General features: G+C 58.3%; 18 protein-coding genes and 1 tRNA gene. 15 read left to right on the plus strand and 4 right to left on the minus strand.

The window, feature by feature from the left end:
• Nucleotides 1-163: 163 nt before the first annotated feature.
• Entirely contained in the window at nt 164-817 is a 654-nt protein-coding gene (locus ED21_RS15330; protein WP_156787298.1) for a hypothetical protein, read from the minus strand.
• A gap of 558 nt (nt 818-1,375) precedes the next feature.
• Between ED21_RS15330 and ED21_RS04960 the strand changes: the two genes are divergently transcribed.
• The 4 genes from ED21_RS04960 to ED21_RS04975 all read left to right on the plus strand — a co-directional run bounded on the left by ED21_RS04960 (nt 1,376) and on the right by ED21_RS04975 (nt 7,695).
• Complete coding sequence (locus tag ED21_RS04960) at nt 1,376-4,555, plus strand: MobA/MobL family protein (protein WP_006832747.1); 3,180 nt, start codon at nt 1,376-1,378, stop codon at nt 4,553-4,555.
• Between the two features lie 102 nt (nt 4,556-4,657).
• Complete coding sequence (locus ED21_RS04965) at nt 4,658-5,617, plus strand: 3'-5' exonuclease (protein ID WP_156787300.1); 960 nt, start codon at nt 4,658-4,660, stop codon at nt 5,615-5,617.
• Between the two features lie 79 nt (nt 5,618-5,696).
• A complete protein-coding gene (locus tag ED21_RS04970) occupies nt 5,697-6,230 on the plus strand; it encodes a hypothetical protein (protein WP_006832750.1) in 534 nt (177 codons plus the stop codon).
• Nucleotides 6,231-6,915: 685 nt separating this feature from the next.
• Entirely contained in the window at nt 6,916-7,695 is a 780-nt protein-coding gene (locus ED21_RS04975; protein ID WP_006832751.1) for a hypothetical protein, read from the plus strand.
• Nucleotides 7,696-7,784: 89 nt separating this feature from the next.
• On the opposite strand, the gene ED21_RS04980 is transcribed toward ED21_RS04975, so the two are convergent.
• Both ED21_RS04980 and ED21_RS04990 read right to left on the minus strand, forming a co-directional pair.
• On the minus strand, nt 7,785-8,099 hold the full coding sequence (locus ED21_RS04980) for a hypothetical protein (protein WP_006832752.1): 315 nt from the start codon (nt 8,097-8,099) through the stop codon (nt 7,785-7,787).
• A gap of 948 nt (nt 8,100-9,047) precedes the next feature.
• Nucleotides 9,048-9,602 carry a helix-turn-helix transcriptional regulator gene (locus ED21_RS04990; protein ID WP_034921441.1) on the minus strand — a complete coding sequence of 185 codons (555 nt, stop codon included), beginning with the start codon at nt 9,600-9,602 and terminating at the stop codon, nt 9,048-9,050.
• 238 nt (nt 9,603-9,840) lie between these two features.
• Between ED21_RS04990 and ED21_RS04995 the strand changes: the two genes are divergently transcribed.
• The 4 genes from ED21_RS04995 (at nt 9,841) to ED21_RS14645 (ending at nt 17,845) form a co-directional block, all read left to right on the plus strand.
• Nucleotides 9,841-11,073: a phage integrase SAM-like domain-containing protein gene (locus ED21_RS04995; RefSeq protein WP_006832754.1), complete on the plus strand. Its 1,233-nt coding sequence runs from the start codon at nt 9,841-9,843 to the stop codon at nt 11,071-11,073.
• 517 nt (nt 11,074-11,590) lie between these two features.
• Complete coding sequence (locus tag ED21_RS05000) at nt 11,591-14,314, plus strand: ATP-dependent RecD-like DNA helicase (RefSeq protein WP_083800375.1); 2,724 nt, start codon at nt 11,591-11,593, stop codon at nt 14,312-14,314.
• Nucleotides 14,315-14,382: 68 nt separating this feature from the next.
• Entirely contained in the window at nt 14,383-16,134 is a 1,752-nt protein-coding gene (locus ED21_RS05005) for a hypothetical protein (RefSeq protein ID WP_006832756.1), read from the plus strand.
• A gap of 31 nt (nt 16,135-16,165) precedes the next feature.
• Nucleotides 16,166-17,845 carry a hypothetical protein gene (locus ED21_RS14645; RefSeq protein ID WP_156787302.1) on the plus strand — a complete coding sequence of 560 codons (1,680 nt, stop codon included), beginning with the start codon at nt 16,166-16,168 and terminating at the stop codon, nt 17,843-17,845.
• Nucleotides 17,846-17,976: 131 nt separating this feature from the next.
• Here the strand turns inward: ED21_RS14645 and ED21_RS05015 are convergent.
• Nucleotides 17,977-18,053 (minus strand) — tRNA-Arg (locus ED21_RS05015).
• A gap of 111 nt (nt 18,054-18,164) precedes the next feature.
• Here ED21_RS05015 and ED21_RS05020 point away from each other — a divergent pair.
• From ED21_RS05020 to ED21_RS05050, 7 genes are all read left to right on the plus strand, one after another.
• Nucleotides 18,165-18,563, plus strand: a complete 399-nt coding sequence (locus ED21_RS05020; RefSeq protein ID WP_006832758.1) for a hypothetical protein — start codon at nt 18,165-18,167, stop codon at nt 18,561-18,563.
• 60 nt (nt 18,564-18,623) lie between these two features.
• Nucleotides 18,624-19,109, plus strand: coding sequence for an MmcB family DNA repair protein (locus ED21_RS05025; RefSeq protein WP_006832759.1), 486 nt, complete (start codon nt 18,624-18,626; stop codon nt 19,107-19,109).
• Nucleotides 19,110-19,155: 46 nt separating this feature from the next.
• Nucleotides 19,156-19,872, plus strand: a complete 717-nt coding sequence (locus ED21_RS05030) for a sterol desaturase family protein (RefSeq protein WP_006832760.1) — start codon at nt 19,156-19,158, stop codon at nt 19,870-19,872.
• Entirely contained in the window at nt 19,869-20,318 is a 450-nt protein-coding gene (locus tag ED21_RS05035; protein WP_006832761.1) for a DUF2141 domain-containing protein, read from the plus strand. Before ED21_RS05030 ends, ED21_RS05035 begins: the two co-directional genes overlap by 4 nt.
• Before the next feature lie 105 nt (nt 20,319-20,423).
• Nucleotides 20,424-22,853 carry a hypothetical protein gene (locus tag ED21_RS14650; RefSeq protein WP_006832762.1) on the plus strand — a complete coding sequence of 810 codons (2,430 nt, stop codon included), beginning with the start codon at nt 20,424-20,426 and terminating at the stop codon, nt 22,851-22,853.
• A gap of 60 nt (nt 22,854-22,913) precedes the next feature.
• A complete protein-coding gene (locus ED21_RS05045) occupies nt 22,914-24,020 on the plus strand; it encodes a phosphatase domain-containing protein (protein ID WP_006832763.1) in 1,107 nt (368 codons plus the stop codon).
• A complete protein-coding gene (locus tag ED21_RS05050) occupies nt 24,017-24,937 on the plus strand; it encodes an alpha/beta hydrolase (RefSeq protein ID WP_156787304.1) in 921 nt (306 codons plus the stop codon). Before ED21_RS05045 ends, ED21_RS05050 begins: the two co-directional genes overlap by 4 nt.
• Nucleotides 24,938-24,943 lie beyond the last annotated feature (6 nt).

The following is a 24,943-nucleotide window of genomic DNA, read 5'->3' on the forward strand; positions in this document are numbered from 1 at the left end:
AAGTGGGTAATTTTTACTCATGGATCGCCGATCTAACGACCAAAGCGGTTAAGTCAATGGATTTGCGATCCAACCTAAAATTCGGGTCATTCGGCCCCGCTTGGCGTAGAAAGGAGTCGATGAGTGAGGCGGTCCAACGCCGGCAGCTGTAGCTTTTGGGGCGTCAGGGAGCGCCCTCCAGAATGCTCACGTTTTCTGCATGGTCTGCATAGGGGATCAATATCTCTGCCTCGCTTCGGTCGTTGAGAAAGGCGAATGCCTCATTCTCATCTACGCTGCGCGACACGATCACGGGTTCACCTTTGGCTCCCCAGCTGCGAGGCCACTCGTTCGCATAAAAGGAGGCTACCTCACGGTCGAGCGTCCAACTCACGCCAGATGCGACTTCGTCGACCGTGCCCGTCCCGCCACGATAAACGGTCAGCGGGAAAGCCATTGCCTTCAATTCCCGCGCCTCAGCGTCCGACATGAGAGAGACGCCCCATTCCTCGATAAACTCGTCCATGCTGAACGCCCAGGCGTCTCGCAGTCTCGCTGCAGCGCTTGTCACATATGAACCCACTCGGGCTCCGCCGGTGTAGGGCTCGCTATCCCAAGCATGGCGCAGGGCTCCGCTCACCATGGCGTGATTAAGTTCTTCCCCATCCAGCCAGTTGTCGAGAATCCTGGCGATCAGATCGACCCGTGCGCCATCGTCGAGGCGAAGGAAGATGGAAGCACCTTTCTCTCGATCATCTGCTCGGGCTTTGACACCCTGGCGGCCGACCTTGAAGAAATCCTCTGCGTGCTGCAGTTCATATTCAACAGTTTCGTTCAAGATATTGCTCCCTCTGATTTCAGCAGGGTGGCCGCAAGATATTGAGATTTTGTTGAATTTCGGACTCTGCCAATCGCGATTTCGCTTGGTGGTGGCCACTCAAGCGCACAATCGACAAAGCCTATCGAACGAGTTCTATCATGAACGTCGCGGGGATTTGGCATGGCCCTTCCGACCCGCGTCAGCAGGGTGTCCCACCTGCAATGAGTGCAGCGTCGTCTCCGTGTCCGGAGGGTGGCTTACTTGCTATAAACGAAGTTCACCCCCCATGTCCGGAGGGTGGCTTACTTGCTATAAAGTATAAGGCATTTGAGCAGACCAAGCGCCTCACTCCAGTTCGAGGCCTGACAAGGGTTCCTACCCTAAATTTATGGGCGCAATAGGGCAGGAAGGTCCTCCTTCGTCGAACCTGCCTGCTTTGCTTCTTAACATTCAGAAGTATCTGCGCGCGATCTGCGCTAAGATCAATCTGTGTTCACCCGAACATTTCCGCATACGCAAGTGAAATCGGCCATTTTCCCGGTTTCATCATAATCGTCGCCACCCGATATTAACGGAATGACCGATAAGAAAATCACCACGCGGCAAGCTCATGCGCAACTGCGGCAAGTAGAGCGTCTCGTCTCCGCCCTGATGCGTGGCCCCAACCTCGACGCGGCCATGGTCGTCGCCATCCGCAAATCCGGGCCTAGTGCTGAACTTTTGGCCCGCATGAATTTGCAGAATGCGGTAATCCAGGCCCCGAACCTTTTGCCCGACCCATTGAATAAAGATTTACACATCACCGGCAAAGTCGGAGGGCTGGCGAAGCGCCGCCGCGCCGCAGTTGGAGAATGGGGCTCGGGGCCGAACCACCATCAGCGCACGAATCTCATGTATCCCGTTTCGCGTCCATCCCGACCGCGCGGACCTGATGGCGGCCGCTCATTCCATATGCGCGAAGAAATCATGCACACGGTCAAGCAGGGTGCTCGCTCCGTCAAACAGGCGCGACAAGATTATACGTTGGACGCGAGCAAGGTCCCCATCTCCGAAGCAATGCTCGGCGGAAGCTATTTGGAACGCGGCCTATATCTGTTTCGGGATACCGTATCCGTCGACCATAATGGCTACCGCCTCGCTCTGACCTCGCTCGGCAATGGAAACGATGCGGTGATCGATGGCTGGCAACTCATCGAGAGCACCGAAATTCGGCGTGTCGGCAAGCCAATCGAGCGACACCTCACCATCGATTTATCCAAATCGGAAGATCTCGGTTTCTGGCAGGCGATTAAGAAACAGCCGAAAGCACCCGACAGCCTAATCGAATTTCTCGATTCGGGTGACGACAGTGTGAGATTCACAGGTGATGAGGCGATGTTGGTCGAGTGCTTCCTTCGTAAGAACGGCTGGCACAATCGAAATTCGAAGAAACGTAAAGACGTGATATTTCATCTCGGCCGACAGGTCATCACGCAGCGCCGGCTCGTATTCGAACTTCCTACCGGCATGCCGTTAGCCGCTATCGAGCGCATCACTCGCAGCCTCGCGAAAGAGTTTTCGGACCGCGATCTTCCTTTTGTCCTGGTGGTTCACAAACCAGACGAGACCAATGACGATCGGAATTGGCACGTCCATTTGGATTATCATCACAGGCCGATGAGGCGCTTCGATCCCGCGAAATATCAGCTTGACCCAGTCCCGCCCCCAAAGAAGGTCACGGCCCCGGACAATAAGGAGATCAACAAAGGTGAGAAGGCTTATGCAAAATATTGCTTGGCGCTAAAAGCCCTAGCCAACCCGGATCCGTCATGGACCGGGAAATGGGACAGTGAGATTGAATACGAGTATCGAACGCCCAGCGGCCGGAAGAAGAAGGCCTTCCCGTTCATCCAGGATACTCATCCGGTATTCCGCGAGGACGGCAAGTGGCTCAAGACGCTTCGCAGCAAATACGCCGACATCATAAACGCCGAACTTGTCCGAGAAAATCTTCCAGATCGCTTTGATCCTCGCAGCTTCGAAGATCGCAACATCGACAAGATCCCGGATGCACATCTCAACACTTCGAAAACACGCTGCGAAAGGACCGGTCGCCCTACACTCGAGGGGGCAATGAATGAGCAGTGCCAATGGAATTACGAGGTAAGTGAACTTCGTAAGCGCCATCCGGGCGGGGATCGACCAAATGGCGATCCTCTCGCGGTCGCTGGTTACATATCCGCATATCTCGAACTGCTTAGGATGCGGCTTCGCTCGCGCAGCGAATACGTGCTGAAGTTTGCCGACCAAGAAACGGAGTGGGATAGTCGGCCCAGTCCCACGCCCTCATCGGTGCGGCGAAATAAACGAGGCGACTACAGACCAGAAGCACTTGCCCCAGACGCTAGCGCAATGCTCAATCGGATTGACGACATATGGCCGCACATCGCGCAAGGGCTGGAGAACCTCGCTGGACGCATTCGATCGGTGGTCCCGCAACACCAAGCACGAGAGGCTACAACTTCTAGTTCAATGACCCCCACCGCGGCGGCTAAACATCCGTGCCAGGCTGGGAATGAAGATGCCGACCAGGCGAACGCTCACGCGCCTTTAGTGGCGTCAACCAAGCTTATTTCAGATCCTCCGCTCAAGCAGGAGGTGATAGCGCCTTCTAAACCGCCACAATCTTTCGATGTGATGCTTCGGAAAATGCGCGAAAGCCGCGTCGCTTTCAGCATCAGCCAAACATACGAACAGGACAAGAAGGTGCTGATCGCTTCGGTGGCTGACCGTGATGCATCAGCCATTGGCCTGCCTCGCAGAATTATCGCTCGCCTACCTCAGGAACGTGCCGACCTCATGTCGCTGCTCGACGAGCGGGCAAATATCGATGCGCCTTCAACAAAAACGCAGCGTGCGGCTGTGGAACCTGATGGAAGCGCTGTCTCGCCCCGCGTGACAGACATTGCGGAGGCTTCGCCTAAGGTTGCTGATCAAGATCGGGATCGCGAGGGACAGCCTCGGAAGCACACGCTCCCAGACACCACTAAGCAGCAGAGTGATACTTCGCCGTCGACAAGGCCGCCTATCGAAAAGCTTGAGAAGCAGCCAGCCGCACCATTCGTTTTCGACGCAAAATTCCCTGACCGGAAAAGCAGCGTTAAGGCAAGTGTGGCGAATTCAAGTCCTGCCCATAATCGCGCCGAGCTCGGTGGTGCAAAGCCCAGGTCCACGCCTTCCGCTAATCCACGGATGCGTCAGACACAGACGCCAATTGCGCAAGCTTCCGCCCCTAAGCCGAAGCCCAGCAAATCAATCGTGAGCCAGAATCCTACGGCGCTCACAGCGGCAGATCGCAATCAGATGGAGACCAAACCGTTTTATCTGATCAAGCAACCCGCCGGCTCGTTCCTTGTTTGCTCCAACAAGGCCCCTTCTTCGCTAGTTTCCGCAGCATCGGACTCGCGCTACGCCATCAATTTCGAAGAGTGGCTTCGACGCCAGCAGTCCGAGCAACAGGAAATCGCGGAGCTATTCACGCGGTCGAGATACTCCGACACATCGGAAACCGATCGGGCGGTCGCGAGCGGCAAGGCAGACCCTCGTCTGACCGAACTCTGGAAGCGCTGGGAGAATACCCCGCTTCTCAACAATGCCGTCTCGCTAGGGATGACGATGCGACGCGAAGCCGAACGCGAGGAGGTCAAATCCGCGAAACGCGAGCGCGAATTACAGCGCCAGGCGGTAATTGCTCAGCAATTCGGGCGTAGCATTTGATCCCATGCTGACTGACCTCGGCCTGTATCCGCATTGGGAAAAGGCGCGGCCGGAAAGCCCGCGCAAGAACTAGGGAAGGACGCTGTCCGTGAGGACAGCGGAGTGAACGGAAAAACGCCTTCGGCTGTCCTCGTCACCAACGACGAGGAACTGAACATGAATACTAAAAACTGCTCTTCAGAGGATAGCGATGCCGGTGACGGCAACCGCATTCTGCGCCGTATCACTCCCCTTTCGAAATGGCCAAATCTACCAGGCGAGCCACATTGTAAAATCTGCGTGATCGACCTCGAAACCGAAGGCTTCGATGCGCAATATCACCACATCCTAGAATTCGCCGGCGCCATGATCGAAGTCGATCGCCAAGGCCGTATCCTGTCCGTCGAAGGACCCAAGGGTGGATTCAACGACCCGGGCCGACCGATCGAGCGCAAGATTGCGGAACTCACCGGCATCACCGACGAGATGGTCGCAGGCGTGCGCCTCAGCCCCAGAAAGCTTGCCGACTGGATCGGGCAGGCTGACGCATGCCTCAGCTTCAATGCTGCTTTCGACCGCGTGCATCTTGAAGAACTGGTGCCGGAGGTCGGCAAGATGGCGTGGATCTGCGCCATGGCAGATGTGAACTGGCGGCGGCTCGGCTTCGATGGCCGCGCGCAAGCATACCTCGCCATGCAAGCCGGTCTCTTCAATGACAACGCTCACCGCGCCACGGATGATGTGGAGACGCTCGTCAGCCTGCTGAGCCACAGCTTGGATGACGGATGGACAGTGCTCTCCCACGCGATGGAAGGCGCGCGAACGAAGACCTGGCGCTTCGAAGCCACGCAACTGCCTTACCGGTTCAAGGACGATGTGAAGCGGCGTGGCTACCGCTTCTCTGGCCTCAACAAGGTTTGGCACACGCTCGTGCGCGAAGATGAGTTCGACGAGGAACTTGCCTGGTATCGCGGACTGACGGGCGAGGATCCGTCCATCGTGCCGGTCAACGCCTTCGAGCGCTACCGAGCAGATTGGAACTGGAACGCGGTCAAGCCGAAACGGCATTCTTTGGGAGGATGAGAAGATCTGAGCAGGATCCTGTGAAGGGAAAATGCTTCGGCCGGGCACGGCCGCAAACTCCATCCGAAGGAATATATCTATGACGAATATGAATGACCGCGGCGTGCAGCATCGCAAGCGCCGCATGATGGCGCTGCGCTCACTGTTGGGCTTCCCTGATGTGGCCCCAGTTTCCAGTGGCCTCGCATTTGCCGCGGTAGACGAACCGACCGACGCACTAATGTCGGGTCTGGCGCAAAAGGCTATCGCAGAGCGGCAGGACACGTTGCTTCAATGCTATGCCTCGATAGCAGCGGAAGAAGTAATGGTGACAGTCCTGGTTCTGCGCACACCGCTGGGTGCGGAATTGCTGCCTGTCGAGCTGATCGAGCGCAGCAAGGCGAAGCCGCTAGAACTGATCACCATGGACCGGAAGCGCTGCTTCTCTCTCGATAGCCGCTGGCAGCTGCGTGAAAAGAAGGTGCTGCGTCAATCGAGGCTGCATGAAGCTTTGGCTGCAGCGCAGGTCCGCCACAAAGCGATGCTCGCTAATACCAATGGTGAGCAAGCGAAGTGGGATCCCCAGATCGTGATCTTCCAGGACGGTCCAAATCCCTTGGCCACTAACCAGTAACACATCCTCAAACTCTGTTCGCGTGCGGGCGGTGTCTCTTTCGAGATGCCGCCCGCGGCGCATGAAGGGAAGGCAAAAATGCTTGAACACCCCAACCACGTTCTGGCGATCTCGACAGTGCGTCTCGGCGACAGAACGCGCATAGGTCACCGTGGGCCAATCGTCTGCGTCGGCACTCTGTCCGTAGAGCGAGCCACTGACGAGGAGGCGCGGTTCGCGGCGACCCACGTGCTGTTTGACCCAGAGGACGACTGGAGAGCTCCAGGCGCACACATCCGCTGTCTCCTGCACCCCCACAGTTACGCTCTCGGTTGCAGAGCGCGTATTCGGACTCGGAATGAACGCCTGCGAAGTTCCGGTTCGGCTTCATACGAAGAGCTTCCCGGCACGGCCCATCTCCCGCCACTCCAACGTCATGTCATCTGGGCGCGTGAGGAAACGCTGGCAGACCTCGCTCGAGAGAATGGCCTGAACATTAGCGAGCGGCCGCGAGATTTATTGCAGGCCAAGCGTGAAGCAGCAGACCGCGCACAGGCGGTTTGGCTCATGGCCCTAGGCTTTGTGCGGCACCCTGAAGAACGAAGCCATCTCTACGCGGCATGGCAAGCCTGGTCCGCACTTCAGCACGCTGCTGTCCCCTTCTGAACAATAGGAATTGCGCTCGCCAGCGGAAAGGAAAATTACAATGCAAAGCATGAGAAGAAATTTAAGCCGGCAGAAATACCTGGTCATCGATACGGAGTCCGTATGGGATCCCTATTTGCGGGAGGCTTATGCCGACATCGACAAGAAAAACGAGCACCCGCGTATCGGTTGCCGCCGACTGCTCGCTATATCGCTCTGGCCGCTCGAATTCGACGGCCTGGATCGGCTGTCGACTGGACCGATGCACACGTTTGTCGCAGCTGACGGGCAGAGTGAAGCAGACATTCTGACAGAAGCATTCAATGTGATGCGCCGGTATTCAGATCATGTGATCGTCGGTCACGGCACAATCGCGCATGATTGCCAAATTATGATCCTAGCGGCGATGGCGGCAGATCTCGAATTACCAGCACAACTCAAGGAACCGACAGGCCCTCGCTGGAGAGATTTGCGACACATCGATATCGGGCTGGCGCTCAAAGGAAGCGGTAAGACCTGGCATCATCAAACGGAATTGCTTCTGCGCTTGGGCCTTCCGGTGGGCATCATGCTTGGAAAGGCCGATCCGAACGTGCGCGAGAGCTCCGTGCAGTGGGACAGATTGATCGAGCACTGCGAAAAGGACGTTTTGTTTGCTGCCATGACGCTGGTTGCATGGCTCCGACTGCAGGGTCAGGTGTCCGGAAAAATCTCCGGTATGCTTCTGGCTCTTTGCGAGGTTTTTCTGCGGCGTCGACCGCACGCGAACTGCGGTCCGATGCTACGGCGATATGCTGATGAGCTTCTTCAGAAAATTGGGCCGCAAGATGTCGCCGCATAGCAGCAATTGGCGATAAGTTTGACATGTTTGAAAAGGAGGGGCCCGCTTGCGGCGCAAGCGGGTCCGATTTGCCGACCTCACCAGTAGCGTCAATGACCAGGCTCGTATCGATAGTCCTTTAGGCGCTTCCGGGCCCGGGTGAGTTCCTCCGTAGTGAACAAGCTATGCCAGCGCTCGTCTTCGATCACCAACGCTTCGACGGTTAGGTCAAGCCGGCCTCGCATATAGAGCGCGGTATATCCATCGGATGCCGCAGAAGAGTTTATCAGGGTCTTGGCCGTTTCAATCCCGCGCTTCTTCATCAACATCTGGAGGAAAACGGTAGCGTTGTAACCGGCCTCGTCCTTGGCCCGGCGATAGACATCCATCATCGCCTGATCGAATTCCGCTTCAAGACTGCTCATTCCCCACCCCCTAAAGCCCAGCAATGAATTACTGGGTGCCCACTGAACCCATCATTCAAAAAGTGCCTAGCCAAATCAAGTCCGGCTATGTCACGCTCAGGAAATGGAGAGACCGGGCCCCGATGCTGTCGTCAAAGGCATGACGACCAAATCCGACAAAATTCGTGCGCTGGCGAAGGCCGGATTTCCACGAACAGAGATCGCGAGATACCTCGACATTCGATATCAGCACGTCCGCAACGTGTTACTGCAGTCGGGGATCGAGGCGGGTAAGATCAATGGCACCGGCCTTAAGGGTCAAAGGACTGCGGCACCCGCCGCCGAACCTTGGCCTATCTCGCGACTTCTAGAAGCAGGCTTTGAGCTACTCGGATCCTGCCAGTTAACTGCCGAAGACGCGTTTCAATATTCTGATCCTGCGCCTTCAGCACCGGGAGTTTATGCTTTCGCGGTTAATGACACTGTGTCCTATGTTGGCCTCACGAGAGGCACATTGCGGACTAGGCTGGGTCATTACGTTTACGGACACGCAAAACAGCGAACAAGCGCACGAGTAAAAGGTTTAATCCTAGCGTCCCTTGCAGAAGGACACGACGTTTCGGTCTGCATCGCTTGTCCGCCTGCTCAGGATTGGAATGGACTGCCAGTCGACACGGCGGCCGGACTTGAAACGGGTCTCATCAAGCTGATACGCCCACCTTGGAACCAGCAGGGTGTCACTTGATACGAAAGCTCGGGTGCGCTGTGGTAATTGGGGCCATCGTCGGGCTTCTTGCAGGTTTCATGCTCCTAGTGGTCGGATCCCTGCTGCTAAACGAGCTTCTGTCTTAACCCCGTCACCGTTTCCGCTGAAAGCGAACGCGAGACGATCCAGCCTCCTGTAATTTTCTGAAATCGCCGCTAGTTGCTCAAACGATTGCGGCGCAATTGAGGTAGACCCAGCACCACTCATAAGTTTTCGGAGAGATCGACGTCCTCGCAAGCTAGGGTAAGGGCGTCGGAATTTGGGAAGCCCAGTCTTTCAGCAAGTTTCTCGGACTTGAGGATTAAGCGAACGCTCAAGTTCTTGCTCTCTGAGCCCTGCTTAAATGCTAGAGTTCCTTCCCCGTGAAGGCCCCTTTCAAACCGTGATATTGTGCCGATGCTGACGCCAGCCGCCGCAGCAAGGTCTGCTTGGGTTAGCCCTCTTTCCATTCGAATTTTTCGAAGGCCGATACCGGTATGCTCGATCCCTGTAGTGAGTTTTTCTAAGTCGTCAGCCTTCCAACCGGGCGCCAGCACTCCCAGGGTTGTGCCAAGTGCCTTGGCCAGCAGCCGAAGTGTCTTTTCCGTCGGAAACTGAGCTGACCGCTCGATACGAGCGAGGGTTCTTGGAGCTAGTCCGCTTTTTTTGGCCAACTCAACTCGGCTGAGGCCGAGCTCTTTTCGCCTTTTTAGAATCTCACCGCCAACCTCGGAATTGAGGTCACTTCGAGAAAAACGTGGCGGTCCTTTCTTGGGCATGGTCCGAGTTTGCACAAACACATTCGGACAAAATCTACAAGTTTAATCAGCCAATTTGGCGTGTGAATTTGCAGGAGCGAAGCGTGGAGCAGTCTTTGGGTGAGATCGCCCGGAAGTGGTCGAGGAACAGCGAGAAGGGAAAAGGGCTTCGGCTCGATTCCGTCGCGCTCGACCGGCTCAACGAGATTGGCGTCGGTGAACTCATTCAGACCGAGGCTGCAAAACAACAGAGGTTAGAATGCGCAAAACGGAGAAGCCCCTCTACGAGCGGGGAGACTACAAACTCGTCTACGATCGGAAGCGCGACGGCACCCTCCGATCCCCCTATCTCCAGATCGTCTGGTATGACGCGACTGCAGGACGTCAACGAAGCAAGTCGACGGGCACGGCGGATGCTGAAGTAGCTGAGCTGCAGCTGGACGCGCTCTACCTCGCAAACGAGAAAGGACGGGCCGTCTGTTACGCCTGTGGCCAACCCATCGCAGCCGACGACAGCTATCTGCTCACCGAAGCCATCGAAGCATACGTGGCTGCCAGACAGAACAGGCCGAGTATCAGCTCAATACGGCCACGGCTCGCTCATGTGCTGGACTTCCTTGCGCAGAACGATGCCGTAGCCACTCTATGTAACGAGGTGGACGAAGAATGGATCGAGGAATTCCGCGAATGGAATATTTTGATCCCTGTCGAGGAGGGCAATGGTTCGACCCGGGAACGTGCTCCCGGCACAGTCGAAGCAAGTGTCAGGCAACTAGCAGCGGCGATCAACTACGCAAAGAAGAAGGAACACATTCGAAAGGGTGCCCAGTTCAAGCCAAAGAAGCATACCGAGGTAAGCCATACTCCGACCTACCGTGCGTCGGTATCCGAGCTCGCTGATATGTTTCGCTATTGCACCGAGCCGCCCAGAAAAGATGGAGAAAGTGACAAGGTCTATGCGAAGCGCGTCGCGGACCGTCGCAACCTCCTGCGCTTTCTGCAAATCAGCGTAGCCACGTGGGCGCGCCCGGATGCAGCGCATGACGTATCGACCAGCAGAAAGCGTGGTCAGTGGCAGTCAAAACGCCGGTTGCTCAACCTCAACCCCAAGGGCCGCACTCAGACCCGTAAGTATCGTCCGACAGTTCCGATTGCCTCTCAGGTGGCACCGTTGTTGGACTCCACCCACGGTTTCTTCGTAACCGTTGCCTCCGTCCGGAAGGCGTTCGAAGCAATGCAAGACGCGCTCGGGCTTCCCGGCGATCGTGAAGCAGGGTTGAAACTCATTCGCCGGTCGATGGCACAGCTGGGCCGCGATCGCCTTGGCCGCACCGCGTGGATCGAGGGCAAATATATGTTGGGCCATCATCGTCCGGACCCGTCGGACCTCTACGGAATCGATACACCCGGCGATTTCCCACTCGCTCTGAAGGTCACCGAAGAGATCATTGACGAGATTATTGCGTTCGCTCCCAAAGCTTTCAGAGCTTGAAGCGACTTAGATAAGGGAAAGCAAAATGGGTTACTCAAGGCAAACTAAAGCCGTGAAGTCCGCATACGAGCGCATTCTATCAGTCGCGATGACTGATACATCTGCAGCAAGCGTGTGTGAGGCTTTCCTTCTCAGCTGGTATAACGTTCGAGCGTGGGGTGGCTGGGCGCCGCAATCTATTGCACATCTCGATGGGGAAAACGCTTTAGCCATTCTTACTTTGCTCTCGTCGATAAAAGCGGCGACGTGGTATCCTGAGTCTGACGATATCGACCATCTCGTCGCGACTAAGGGTCACAAACCCATTTCTAGTTAGGGGTATTTAGGATTCTGCAACTATCCTAAGGTAAGCATCTGAGGGTTATACGAATTCTTACAGGGCTCTCGGTTCAACATCCGGGCGTTCTGTCCCGGAAGGGTCATCCTCGATATGTGTCCACCAGAAGATTTCGCTATACGTTAGCTAAACTATGCTGATGCAGTTGGCGAAAGAGGGGGCTCGTCCTAGAACGATCTAATGACATCTGAAAACGTTGACAATTTTGGGTTTCTGAAAAGCGTTTGGCCGGATCTTTATGATCTAGGATCACGTGCCGAAAGTGCTGCTCACGATGAGCCGGATATCACGGCGGTCAGACTACGATCTTATACCGAACGCATGGTCGAGATGTTGTTCGATCATTACGGCCTGACCTTCCAGACAAGTCAGACCCATGCAGAGCGTCTAAATCTTCTCGAGAAGAGCGGTTTCTTGAACCGCCGTCTGCTCGCCAAGCTTCAGGCCATCCGAAACTTTGGAAACCGGGGTGCGCACGGACGCAAGGTGACAACCTCTCAGGCCGAAGATCTGACAATCGATGCCTGGTCCTTGGGTTGCTGGTTCGCTAGGCTCGTGCGCCCTGACGTTGACTGGATTATCCGTCCCTATGGGCAAGGCAGTCCTGGTTTTCACTCCCAACAGGAGAATGCCGACGCGGCTGTTCCCGAAAACAATGATCAGGATGAGGCACCTTCCAACGTATTTCGCTTTCCGCAAGAACGGATTCGCCGGATACAGGACGAGGTAAGCCATGCTCTGTCCCAAGTAGATCCCAGAGTAAGGCATCTGCGGACGCGCATGACATTGCGCGAGGCGTTTCTGGAGGACCTCAACGAAGATCAGCAAGCCTGCGCAGATAAGCTCGAAGCGTTCTTGTCAGACCCATCCGCGCGAGTGTTCTTGCTTAAAGGTGACGCCGGCGCCGGTAAAACCTTCATGGCGAGAGGTCTGGTGGAATATCTTTCCGCGCAAGGCCGTGGGTATCGATTGGCCGCGCCCACGGGTAGGGCGGCAAAGATAATTGCTGATAAGACCGGCCGGGATGCCCGCACACTCCATAGCCTCATTTATGACTACGGAAATTTGCGGGAATTCGATGGTGAAGATGGCGCCGATCTTGCCACGTTCAAATTCTACGCGGATGTCGCGCCAAACCGTGATCCTGCCAATGCTGTCTACCTGATCGATGAAGCATCATTGGTCTCTGACGATTATTCTGAGTCAGATTTCTTCCGCTCCGGTAGTGGCTATCTCCTGCGCGACATCATGAACTTCGCAGGTTTCAACGCGAGCGAGAATGACCGAAAGATCATCTTCATCGGCGATCCTGTCCAAATTCCCCCCGTCGGGATGAACACATCTCCAGCGCTAGACCGGGAATATCTCAAAGCACAATTCGGCATTGAAGCTCACGAGTATCGCTTGACCGAAGTCGTTCGGCAGAAGTCCGATAGCGGCATCCTTGCAAATGTCGCGCAGCTGCGAGATGGCGTGGAGCAAGGCGTCTACCGCGGTTTGGAATTCAATTTTTCAGAAGACGTGGTGCGCCTAGACTCCGAAGATCTTCTTCCCGCGTATCTGAAAATTGTTCGCGATCAGACCGACGAACTTCCAATTGTGATTGCCCGTTCCAATGCGGAAGCTGCCGAATTCAATAAAGCGGTTCACTCGCAGATTTTTCCTGGACGCGACTCCGTTTGCGCCGGTGATAGGCTGCTCGTTACGAGTAACACGATTGTTGGCGGCCATTTCGTGGCAAATGGCGAATTCGTCGATGTCGTTTCCGCCGAGCCAATGGTTGAAAGGCGAAGCGTAAGGCTTCGCACCCGCGTAGGCGATTCTGATGAAGTAGAAACTAGCGAGGTAACGCTGGTTTTCAGGGAATTGGAAATTGCTCTAAGGGCTGAAGGCGAAGAGAAATTCGTGCAGAGGGTGAAGGTGCTCGACACTCTCTTGCACGATGGCCAGGCCAATCTTTCGGCGGATGAGCAGCGGGCTCTCTACGTCGATTTCCTAAGGCGGCACCCAGACCTGCGCGGCCAAGACCCGCACCAGTTTCACGTCGCACTTCATAATGATCCCTACTTTAACGCTATGCGGGTCAAATTCGGCTACGCGGTGACAGGGCATAAGGCTCAAGGGGGAGAGTGGAAAAACGTATTTGTGATCTGCCCGAGCGGAGGCGATCCCAGAAACGAAGATTATTTCCGCTGGCTCTACACCGCAATGACCCGCTCGAGCTCGATGCTATTTCTGGTGAACCCTCCTGAAGTTCGGCTCAAAGTATCTGGCCTTGATTTCCGCGAACAGCAAAACAGGCCCGAAGGCAGTCTCGAGAATCCGAATAAATCTCCCATTAGCCAGTTCAGAGATGCTCTTCGGAATGCAATTCGTGAGCGCCTCGAGGGTAGTGACATCACGATTGAGGACGTTGCGCATAAACCCTATCAGGAGGTCTTTTACTGCGGCAAAGGGGTTCACGAGTGTCGCGTCAACGTCAGCTACAATAAGAATTTCCAGGTGGGTTCGGTCTCTATCATGTCCGAAACTGATCTCGCGGAGGAGCTACGTCAGCGCCTTGTATCTTTGGCTGGTCGAAGCCCGGCCCAAGAAGCAACGGGCTTGGATGAGGATAAATCTGGGGCTAGGCTCAGCAGGCCATTTCTCGCCGAATTCGATACTCGCCTGAAAGGGTTGCTCACACATCGAGGCATCGACACTATCTCCGTGGACGAGAAGCAATGGAACCTGCGCTATGTCACCTCGCGTGATCAGGCCTCTGCGACGGTCGATATATATTTTGACGGGAGAGAGCGCTTTACAAAGGTAGTCCCTCTACGTTCTGGCGGATTTCCCAGTCTTAGGGATGATGACTTGTTGCACGATGTTCTTAAGGTCATGACGACGGAAATAGTCGTATGATCCTTGCTTTCGTTTGCAGACATCCTGCCCGCCTCCGCGCACTATTTATCCCCCCGGGGGCGTGAGCGATGTCTTTTTTCAAAAATTCCAGAAGCGGTTCAGCCTCATATCCCGACAAGCAAATCACGGCGCTGCGCAAGGAAGGCAAGCTAGAGGAAGCCTATGACCTGGGCATCCGAACGGTTGCCGACGATCCGACAAAATGGAATATTGGAGCACTCGGATGGGTCCTAATCGGCTTGGTCAAGCGAGAGGCGAGAAACCCTCAATCAGATAGCTTTCAGCGTTTCGCTCGTGAGCTTAGAGAACTCGACATCCCTGCTACAGATGAGCTTCTGACAGAGCATCGCTCACAAGCTCTCGCGCTCACCAGCGATGAGGGACGCAGATTCAATGACAAGCGGCTTGCAGCGCGGGATGCTTATCAAGCCGGCCATTACGAAGATGCCATATCCCTCTATCTGGAGTTAGCAAAAAATGGCCACCTTCAGGATCAGGATTTATTCTCTTTCGGATGGGCATTGTCCCGAGCAATTCAAGCAATCTTGAACCGCGGCAAAGAGGGAAACTTCTCCGACGTTCCTGTGGGGCGCGCTAAGAAATTCCTGAATTACTATTTCAAGATTGGATTGAGCGGACCGGAGCTTCTCCATAGCATCATACTTCAGCAAGCACTTGCGCTCGCCAAAGAGCGGCAACTCGACATCATCCCCTTCCTGCAGCTTTGGGGCGTTGATTCGTTTCGGTCGGAAGATTGGCAGCGAGATGTTCTAGAGGCGGAAGACGGTCGCGGTGGTGCCCAAGGCAAAAAACGAACCCTCCCCGCACTGGGGGAAAGCGTATTCCTTCGTGCGGCTAAGGAAGCTGTCAGATCACAGCGTCAAGCCAGCGCCGACTTCGTTCTTCCTCATCTAGAGAGGGTTGCCGATCGCTTCCCCGATAACGCGCACCTGAAGAGATACCAAGCCGAACTACTCCACGCGATCGGCCGAAGCGATGAAGCTCGCGACCGCGCGGTGGTCTTCGTTCGCTCCATGTCGCGCGAGTATTGGGCGTGGGAGGTTCTCGGAGATCTGGTCCCGGATCCTGATATCAAACAAGGCTGTTATGCAAAGGCGCTTCTCTGCTCTCCAAAAGAGGAGTTTATCGGCAAACTACGCTTGAAGTTTGCCGAGTGCATTCGCCGAGATCACCCAGGGCAGGCGCGCGGCGAGATTGAGCGGGTCATTCGACACAAACAGCAAAAAGGGCAGCGCATACCAAGGAAGGCTGAGGAGCTTTCTAAACGGTCATGGTTTGCCGATGCCCAAGCTGTTGAGCCATCAGCCGCCTTCTACGAACAGTTGGTCGCGCCCGCCGACAATTATCTGGTTGCGCAAATTCCTGTTTGCCTGGCGGTTATCGATCGCCTGAACAACGATAAGAAACTCTTCCACTTCACTGTCGACAAGACCACCGATGGGATCTGCTTCTTTTCGAAATACAACGATAAGCCACAGATTGGCGATGTTGTAGCCGTTCGCTTTGAGCATGTGGCCGGTGTTGGAACAAAAAAGACCAACCTCCTCACCATTGAACCATCGGATCAGCCAGCCCCAGAGCATCTCTTGAAGGAGTTCAGCGGGCCGGTTCGCGTTAGTAACGGAATGGGCTTCATGGAGGACGGAACCTTCATATCTCCGACGCTCATTGCGGCTTCACAGATCTCTGATGGGGAGCAGGTCACGGGACGTGCCATAATAAGCTATGATCGGAAAAAGGCTCGCTGGAGCTTCGCAGCTTTCGAAGTGAAAGTCATCCCGAGAGTTATTTTCTCTTAGTATGTCGTGGGCTTCTGATCAAGGATCGCAGGTGAACCAGATGGATGCAAAAAACGCCGCGCGCTCTGCCCTGCAGACCAGCGCTACTTTTTGGAGGCGCGTCACGTGGTCGATCGCTGGTGTAACTCTGACGTCGATCGCGTTGGCTTCCCTGCTCGGCTGGACCTCGCTCGATAGCCACCTGATCATTGTCCTTGGCGCGTTGTTCAGCTTGGCGTTTATCGCCGCGTTCTTAGTTGCCAGTCGTTCGAAATCTAGGCTTCAGCGTTTCATTTCAGCCGAACGAGAAATTGCTAAAGCAATAGGCTCGACCTCTTCCGAAGACATCCGAAACATAGTTCATGATCTCCGGAGGTCCGCCGAGACGGATCTAGCAGTTCGCGACCTATTTGCCGCTTCTAGTCCGCAAATTTCCTATCACCTCGAGCGTGTTATAGAAGTGGAGGTTCGCAATGAACGTAGCCGGAGGGTCCGTGAGCTCTGCGAAAACGCCAGAAAGATAGTTCTACGACAGATCGAACTGCAGCGTTCAAAGTCGCCGGCGATAAATGCTGAGCGAACGATCAGTGGCGCGATCGAGAATCTCGTCAAGCTCAAGGCCGATGCGGAGAAACGGTTGGACGAAGAGCGAGAAAGTCGGCGTCTCAAGTGGTGGTTCGACCTCACTCGTCCGGATTTCGAAGAAGTTGAGGAGAAAATTGAGGAGCTGCGGAGAGCCCGCCAGAAACTCATCGCCTCAGGCGACATCGCCAAAACCGAAAGCTATTTTCGCGATCTTTCCGACCGCGTCGAACGTCGAACACGCGATATCCAAAAGGATGCTATCGCCTCTATTCCGGCGCGTCCTCATGACAAGTTTGACGATCAGCGCGTTGTGCAAGGTGCGCTCATGCTCTCGGCCTTATCGGTGCCAATTTCTGCGTGGGCCGATATCAGTCAGGCTGGAAACGTCTTCGACAGTCTGCGCGCGGTAAACGGCAATTACGCCGATATGACCGATACCGAAATCTGGTTCGATACCTTGACCATGGCAGGGCCCGAACTTGCTGGCTTGGCCAACCTCACCAAAGGCGCCCTTTTCGAGGCCCACGTAGAATCCAGCTTCGGAGGGGAACTTCACGAACACTTCAACCATCCCGACACGGACATCGTGATCGACGGTGTCGCCTATCAGATCAAGGCCACCGATAGCGCCAGTTATATTGATACCGTCGCCGATGGGATCCCCGTTATCAGCACGTCAGAGGTCGCCAGTATCACCGGTTCACTCGATGGAGGGTATTCCAATGAGGATCTGACCGATACCGTTGACCTCGCGCTTGGCGGGACAGTGCTGGACATTAGCGATACAGCACTGGATGCCGTGCTAACGGGCGTCGGCGGCGTTGGGATCTTTGCTATCCTGAGCGGAGTGCGCAGCGCGTCTGCAAAATACAAGGAAACCGGTGATGCGCTAGAGTCGCTGGCGGAAGGCCTCAGCACTGCAACGGTCCACACTGCGAGAACGACGGTGAATATGGCAGAAATGGCCACCAAGGGTGTAGTGGGCGTCGCAACTTCACGACCAGTGCGGTTCGCCGGTAGCATGGTAGCATCAATGGCAACCAAGGCAGCGGCTAGGTTCGATCGCTGGTTAGAAGACGAAGCGCCGACGGGACTGGCCGAGGGCTCGTGGGCCAGCCCGCAAAAAACGCCTCGCGGTTCGCGCTGAACCATGCGTCAGCCCGTCTCGCAAGACTCGCCTCGTGCTGAAGTCGACTTATGAGGCCGTGTTCCGGACGATTTCACCGGAGATTCGCCGGGGCCAGAGCCTGCAGAAAACCACTAAATGCTTGAAAAAGCTGGCGCACCCGACAGGATTCGAACCTGTGGCCTCTGCCTTCGGAGGGCAGCGCTCTATCCAGCTGAGCTACGGGTGCATGCCGTGGCGGGGGCGCTTAGCAAGCCGCTGGCGCGCCTGCCAGAAAAAACGCATTTGCTGAATCGCGCGTTAGGAATTTGGCAAGCGAGGGCGGGTAGCTTGCCCTGCCATGAGCGCGATGTCCCACGAATTCGACCTGTCGCTTGCGACAATGCTCCCGGCGCGGGGCGAGCCCGATGCGCGGCTGAGCGAACCGGCCGCGATGGCGGTGCAGTGGGACGCGGTGCACGAAGCGGCTGCGGCCGTCGCGATCCTCGCCCAGCTCGGCGAGGAAGAAATTTCCGATGCGATCCGCCACCTCCCCGAGCGCGCTGCGGCAGCCGGCGGCGCGCAGCTCGACCTTGCGCGGCGAGGAATCGACGACCTTGCCGCCGTGATGCAGGCGGGCCTGCGCGCCTTGCTCGCGCTGACCGCCAAGGGGCAGGACACGACCAGCGCCGCGCTGACGCTCTGGCGCGAATTCCACACGGCGCGCTCTGCGGTTCTCGCACTCGTCCCGGCAAAATAAGCCCGGCGGACCATCGCGGCGCGGCTTGACCGCGTTCTTATTCTGTTCCATTCGCTCGGGATGAGCGATTCTCCTGTCATCGAAACCCTTCCCGACGCGGGGAGCGTATGCCGCGGTATCCAGCGCCTGTTCGCGCGCAACGACGTGTGGTTGCTGCCAGAAATGCCCCTGCGCAACGGCCGCCGGGCGGATTTGATGGGGCTCGACCCCAAGGGCCGGATTGTGATCGTCGAGGTCAAGGTCCAGCGCGGCGACCTCCTGGGCGATGGCAAGTGGCCCGACTATCTCGATTTCTGCGACCGCTTTTACTGGGGCCTCCCGCCGCATCTCGACCGCGCGGTGCTCGACCAGGACGAGTATCGCCCCGATTGCTGTGGCATCGTGGTGGCCGATGGCTATGACGGCGAGATTGTCCGCCCCGCCCCGCTCCAGCCGCTCGCCGCCGCGCGCCGCAAGACCGAGGTCGAGCGGATCGCCCGCGCCGCCATGCGCCGCGCAACGGTGGGGGCGGACCCGCATTGCGCGCCTTGGGGGAACAGCGAATAGAGGCGGCTGTTAACCCGCACCGCTTTGCGGCATAGCAGAGGCGACCATGTGGACCGCGATCCTCCTTTCTGCCGCCGCGATGACCGCCATCGTTGCCCTGCGTTACCTCGCTTCTAGCGGCATTTTCGCGTTCGCCACCAATCGACGGCTTCCCGGCTATCACGCCAAACTCGGCCAGCAGATCCGCAGCGAGATCGGCTGGTCGCTTGCCTCCGCCGCGATCTACGGCGTTCCGGCCGGAGTGGTCGCCTGGGGCTGGCAGGAACATGGCTGGACGCGCATCTATACCGAGTGGGACGCGATGCCGCTCTGGTACCTGCCGCTGGCACCGCTGCTCTATCTCTTCCTCCACGACACGTGGTTCTACTGGACGCACCGGCTGATGCACCGTCCGAAACTGTTCCGCGCGATGCACGCCGTCCACCACGCCAGCCGCCCGCCGACCGCGTGGGCGGCGATGAGTTTCCACCCATGGGAAGCGATCACCGGCGCCATCGTGATCCCGCTGCTCGTCTTTCTCGTCCCGATCCATGTCGCCATGCTCGGCCTCGTGCTGCTGGTGATGACGGTAATGGGCGTCACCAACCACATGGGCTGGGAAATGTTTCCCCGCGCGCTGGTTCACTCGCGGTTAGGGGGATGGCTGATAACCGCCAGCCATCATCAACGCCATCACGAAGAGTATCGATGCAATTACGGCCTCTATTTCCGGCTCTGGGATCGCCTGTGCGGCACCGACAAGGGTCTGAGCGCAAGTATATGATGCGATTCGCCCTGCTCCCGCTCGCCGCGCTGGCGCTGGGCGCCGGGGCGCCGTTCCCCAAGGAAGGCGGGTCCACCATCACGCTGACCGTGACCGACCTGCGCAACGCCAAGGGCGTCGTGCGCGCCTGCATGACGACGCGGGAGAAGACCTTTCCCAAGTGCCGCGGCGTGGCCGGCGCGCATGCAGCCACGGTCGATGCCCGCGAAGGCGCGATCACGCTCACCTTCGAAGATGTGAAGCCCGGCCGCTATGCCATCGCCCTGCTCCATGACGAGAACGACAACGGCAAGGCCGACCGCGCGCTCGGCATGATGCCCAAGGAAGGCTTCGGCTTTTCGCGCGACGCGCCGGTGCGCATGGGTCCGCCGAGCTTTTCCGATGCGGTCTTCGATATCGGCGAAGCGGACAAGGCGATGACCGTCCGCATGCGCTACATGCTCTGACGGGCGCGCCTCGCTGGAAGGACCCGGTTAACCTTAACCATTTTTTCAGCACGCCGAGCGCATAGCCGGACACGATAACCACTCGTTTCCGGGGGCATTAGTGCAATGGACAGGCTAGGCGGCAACTTCGATTCGTTCGACGGCGAAGGCGAATACGACGATCACATCGAAGACATCGGCCCCGATCACGGCGCCCATTCCAATCCGCCGCCCTCGCCGGTCGGGCAGGACGAGCGCCGCATGCAGGTGCGAGCCTACAACCACTGGTCCGAACTGCTCGGCGGGCAGAACCTTCCGCATATCGAGGATCTCGAACCCGAATTCCTCGGCGATTTCGGCCCCTATTCGGTGCTGCTCGACTTTTCGACCGGCAGCACCACGCCGACGGTCCAGTTCATCGGGTCCGAGCTGCGCGGCGAATGCCGGATGCACGACCTGGTCGAGGAACTGGGCGACATCCCCCGCGATTCGCTGCTCGCCCGGATTGCCGACAACTACCTTCAGGTCACCACCGCGCAGGCTCCCGTCCCCTTCGAGGACGAATGCACCAACGCCCGGGGTCAGAAGGTCGCCTATCGCGGCATCCTGCTGCCCTATTCAAGCGATCACGACACGATCGATTTCGTCTACGCGGTCGTCAACTGGAAGGAAGTGGCCGACAGCCGCACCGCCGACGAACTGCTCGCCGAAATCGACCACGCAATGGAACAGGTTGCTCCCGTAGCCACCGAGGACGCCGAGGAAACCCCGGCCAGCGTCGCCGAGATCGTCCGCTTCCACGGCGCCGTACCGGTGGGCGAAGACCCCGCCGAAGACGAAGCGGGCGAGGCTCAAGCGTCCGATCCCCGGGCGCAAGACGAGAACATCCTCGAAATGCGCGGCAACAACATCGCCGAGAGCGGCGATTTCGGCGAGCTGCCCGCTCCAAGGTTCGGCCATCACGACGGTGAAGAGGACGAGTACGAACCGCTTTACGGCGAAGAAGGCTATGTCGGCGCCGAAGATGACGCCGAGGATGGAGACTACGCCCCGCTCTATGGCGAGGAAGGCTATGTCTCCGACGAGGATGATGCCGGTTGCGCCGAAGTCGAGACCGAAGCGGTGCAGGATTACGACCCCGCTCCGCGCAAGCGTGACCGCATGGTCGACGCGCTCGGCAATCCGATCGGCGGCGCCGCGCAGGATGACGAGGGCGAGGAACCGGCTGCCGGCGGCATCACGACCGCGGCCGACTACGGCCTGCCCGAATGGGACGAAGAAGAGGACGAGGGCGAGGATGTCGACGAGCTCGTCAACCCGCTTGCCGATATCGACCTCAACAGCCGCCTCCTTTCGCTGGTGAACGCGGGTACGCGCGGCAAGAAGACCGTCGACCTCGCCACGCTGTCAGATTCGCCTTCAGACGAAGACGAAGACGAAGAGGAAGCACAGGTCGATCGCCAGCTGTTCCGCCCCAAGGCGCCATCGGTCGACACGCTGCTGTCCCCCGAACCCTATGACGCGGAGGCCGAAGCGCAAGAGGACCACGACGAGTACGACTATGACCAGCCCGCCCGGCCGCAGCCGGTCGAAGACTACGCTGCCGACTATGCGGCTCCGGTCGAAGAGGACGCGGTCGTGGACGAAGAAGCGACCGCCGCCGAGGTCTACGAAGTCCAGGACGCGGTCGAGCCCGAAGCGGTAGCGCAGGCCGACACCGCCGATGAGACGGTCGCGGACGTCGGAGAGGCTTACGGCTACGAGGCTGGCGAGGGTATCTCGGAGGCCGCCGAAGCCGAAGAGGTCGCTGCCTCTTTCGAAGCGCCGGCCGGGGAAATCGTCCAATACGCATACGAGGCCGTCGAGGTCGAAGCCCACTTCGAGCAGCAGCCGGTCGAAGCTGTCGAAGCCGCCGGAGAGTTTGCGGAAGTCGAACCGCTCGAACTCGGCGAAGAGATGATCCTCGAGGAAACCGTCGTCGAGGATGTGGTCGAGGAGGTTGCGGCCGGGGAATTCGCGCCCGTCGAAGCGATCAAAGTCGAAGCGACCGAAGCCGAACAGGACGACGCCATTCTCGACGCGCAGGTCTACGAAGCCGAGCCGGTGGAAATCGAAGCGGAAGCCGACGAAGCGGTCGAAGCTGCTGTGGGAGTTTACGAACCGGTCGTGGAAGATGCCGCAGAAGAGACCGCGCATGATATCTCCGCACCGGAGCAGCCGGCGCAGGAAGGAAGCCTCGTCGGCCTGCAGGCCGCGGTGCGCGATCTTGCCGAAGCCGCGCGCAGCACCGAGGATGTCAGCCGCCGCGCGCTCTACGAGGCCGTCGGCCGCGCCTTCGATGTCAGCATCAAGGCGGTGATCGCCGCCGAGACCCATGCCGAGCAGCGCGCCAATGTCGTCGAGCACCTGCCGCTCGATCGCCTGCCCGCACAGGGGCCGGAAACGGCGCTCGTCATGGTCCGCCGCACCGCCAATGGCGGGACGGAGATCGTCGGCGAGGTCCCGCATGACAGCATCCTGCTGGAAACCGCCGCGCTGAAACTGGCGGGCAACTAAGCCGCCTTTCCGCATTAAGTGCTTGAGGATGGGGCGGATCGCAGGCTAGCGACCCGCCCCATGCCTTTTCTCGCCACCGCGCCGGTCCGTATCCAACCCTATTTCGGCTATCGAAACCGGGAGCGATTGTTCGTCACGGTGCGCGCCTTGCGGGCCCGCAAGAGCGAGTTTGAGCAGCGCGGCAAATGGCGCGCCATGCGCACCATGATGGCGCAGTTCGCCAGCCACGAGGTCAAGGACCTTCCGGTCGAGCTGGAGATCCGCTCGCCCGCAGGGGAAACGCGTCGCCACCAGGGTGTGACCGACAAGGACGGCTTCGTCCATTTCGACGTTCGGCTCGAAGGCGACTGGCCCTATGAAGAGTTGCCCGCCTGGGAAACGGTGACCTTCCACTGGACCAATGGGGGGGGCGCGCAATGCGTCGACGGCCATGTCCTCGCGCCGGGAGAGAGCACGGGGCTCGCGTTGATCTCCGACATCGACGACACGATCATCGAGACCGGGATCACCGGCAATTTCCGTGCGGTCATGCGCAACTGGCGGCGCGTACTGATGCAAATGCCGGCGGAGCGGATTCTCGTCCCCGGGGCGGACCTGTTCTACAACGCGCTGGGCGGGAACGAGGGCCTGCCCGAGGGCGAAGGCCACGCGGGCGACCACCAGCCGGCGTCGCGCCGCCCCTTCTTCTACGTGTCGTCCAGCCCGTGGAACCTGTTTTCCTATCTTGTCACCTACATGAAGGGTCGCGGCCTGCCGCTGGGCCCGATCAGTCTGCGCCAATGGGGGCTCAATCGCGAAACCTTCGGGTCCTCCAGCCACGGCGCCCACAAGCGCGCGGCGATCGAGGGCATTCTCGAGACCTATCCCGACATCCGCTTCGCGCTGCTCGGGGACGATTCGCAGGGCGATCTGACGGCCTTTGCCGATATCGCTCTCGCCCATCCCGAGCGTGTCCGCGCGGTTTTCATCCGCAAGGTCGGCGAAGCGATGAGCCCGGAGGAAGTGGCCGCCAAGGCTGCGCTGAAGGGAGCGCATATCCCGCTGTGGCTGGGCGAAGGCTATGAGGAAGGGCACAAATTCCTTGCCTCGATCGGCCTGCTGGAAGACGAAGAAGCCGAAACGCTCGTCGCCTCGGTCGGCAAGGGCGAATCAGGGGAGGCAGCGTGAGGCGGCGGATCATGTGGAGCTTTGGCATCGTTCTCGGCCTGGCGCTGCTGGCCGCGCTCGCGCTGTGGATCGCGCTCCAGCGCAACGCGCCCGCCGTCCTCGATACCATCGACCGTCTGTCAGGCTCCGCTACTGAGGTCGAGCAGGTCCATCAGGCAAGCACAGGCGACCATCCGGAACAGCGGCTGATAGTCTATCGAGCCGGAGAGGCGGAAAAACCGCTTCCGGTCTTCATCTTCTTCCACGGCGGGGCATGGGCGCATGGCAGCCCGGTCGACTACGGTTTCATTGCCCGCAACTTCGCACCGGAAGGCTATGTCGTGGTGCTCGGCGGATACCGGATGAACGAGCCGGGGCGCTATCCCGCCATGCTCGAAGACACCGCCGCCGTAATCGGCTGGACGCATCGCAATATCGCGAAATTTGGTGGCGATCCCGACCGTATCCTGCTCTCCGGCCATTCGGCCGGCGCCTACAATGTGGCGCAGGTGGCGCTCGAGCGGCGCTGGCTGGAAAGCGAACAGGTTCCAGAAGGCGCCATACGGGGCCTTGTCGGCCTTGCCGGACCTTACGATTTCTATCCCTTCGACACCGATCGCAGCCGTGCGGCTTTCGGAAGAGTTGGGGCCGGCGAGGAAAGCCAGCCGGTCAACCATGCGCGGACCGATGCGCCGCCCATGCTGCTGGTCCATGGAGAGGACGACACCGTGGTGCGCATTCGCAATTCGCGCGCCCTCGAAAAGGCGCTCGGCGAGGTCGGCGTGCAGGTCGAGACGCTATACCTTGCCGGCAAAACGCATAACGATCCGCTGCTCGCCCTGACCAGCCCGTGGCGGCGCGACCCGCTGGTGTTCGACCGTGTGACGAATTTCATGGCCGCGCAGGTTTCAGTTCCGGTTCAGGCCCGAAGGCCTTAGGCTGGC

The organism is Erythrobacter sp. SD-21 (genome assembly GCF_000181515.1).
Classification (GTDB): Bacteria; Pseudomonadota; Alphaproteobacteria; order Sphingomonadales; family Sphingomonadaceae; genus Qipengyuania.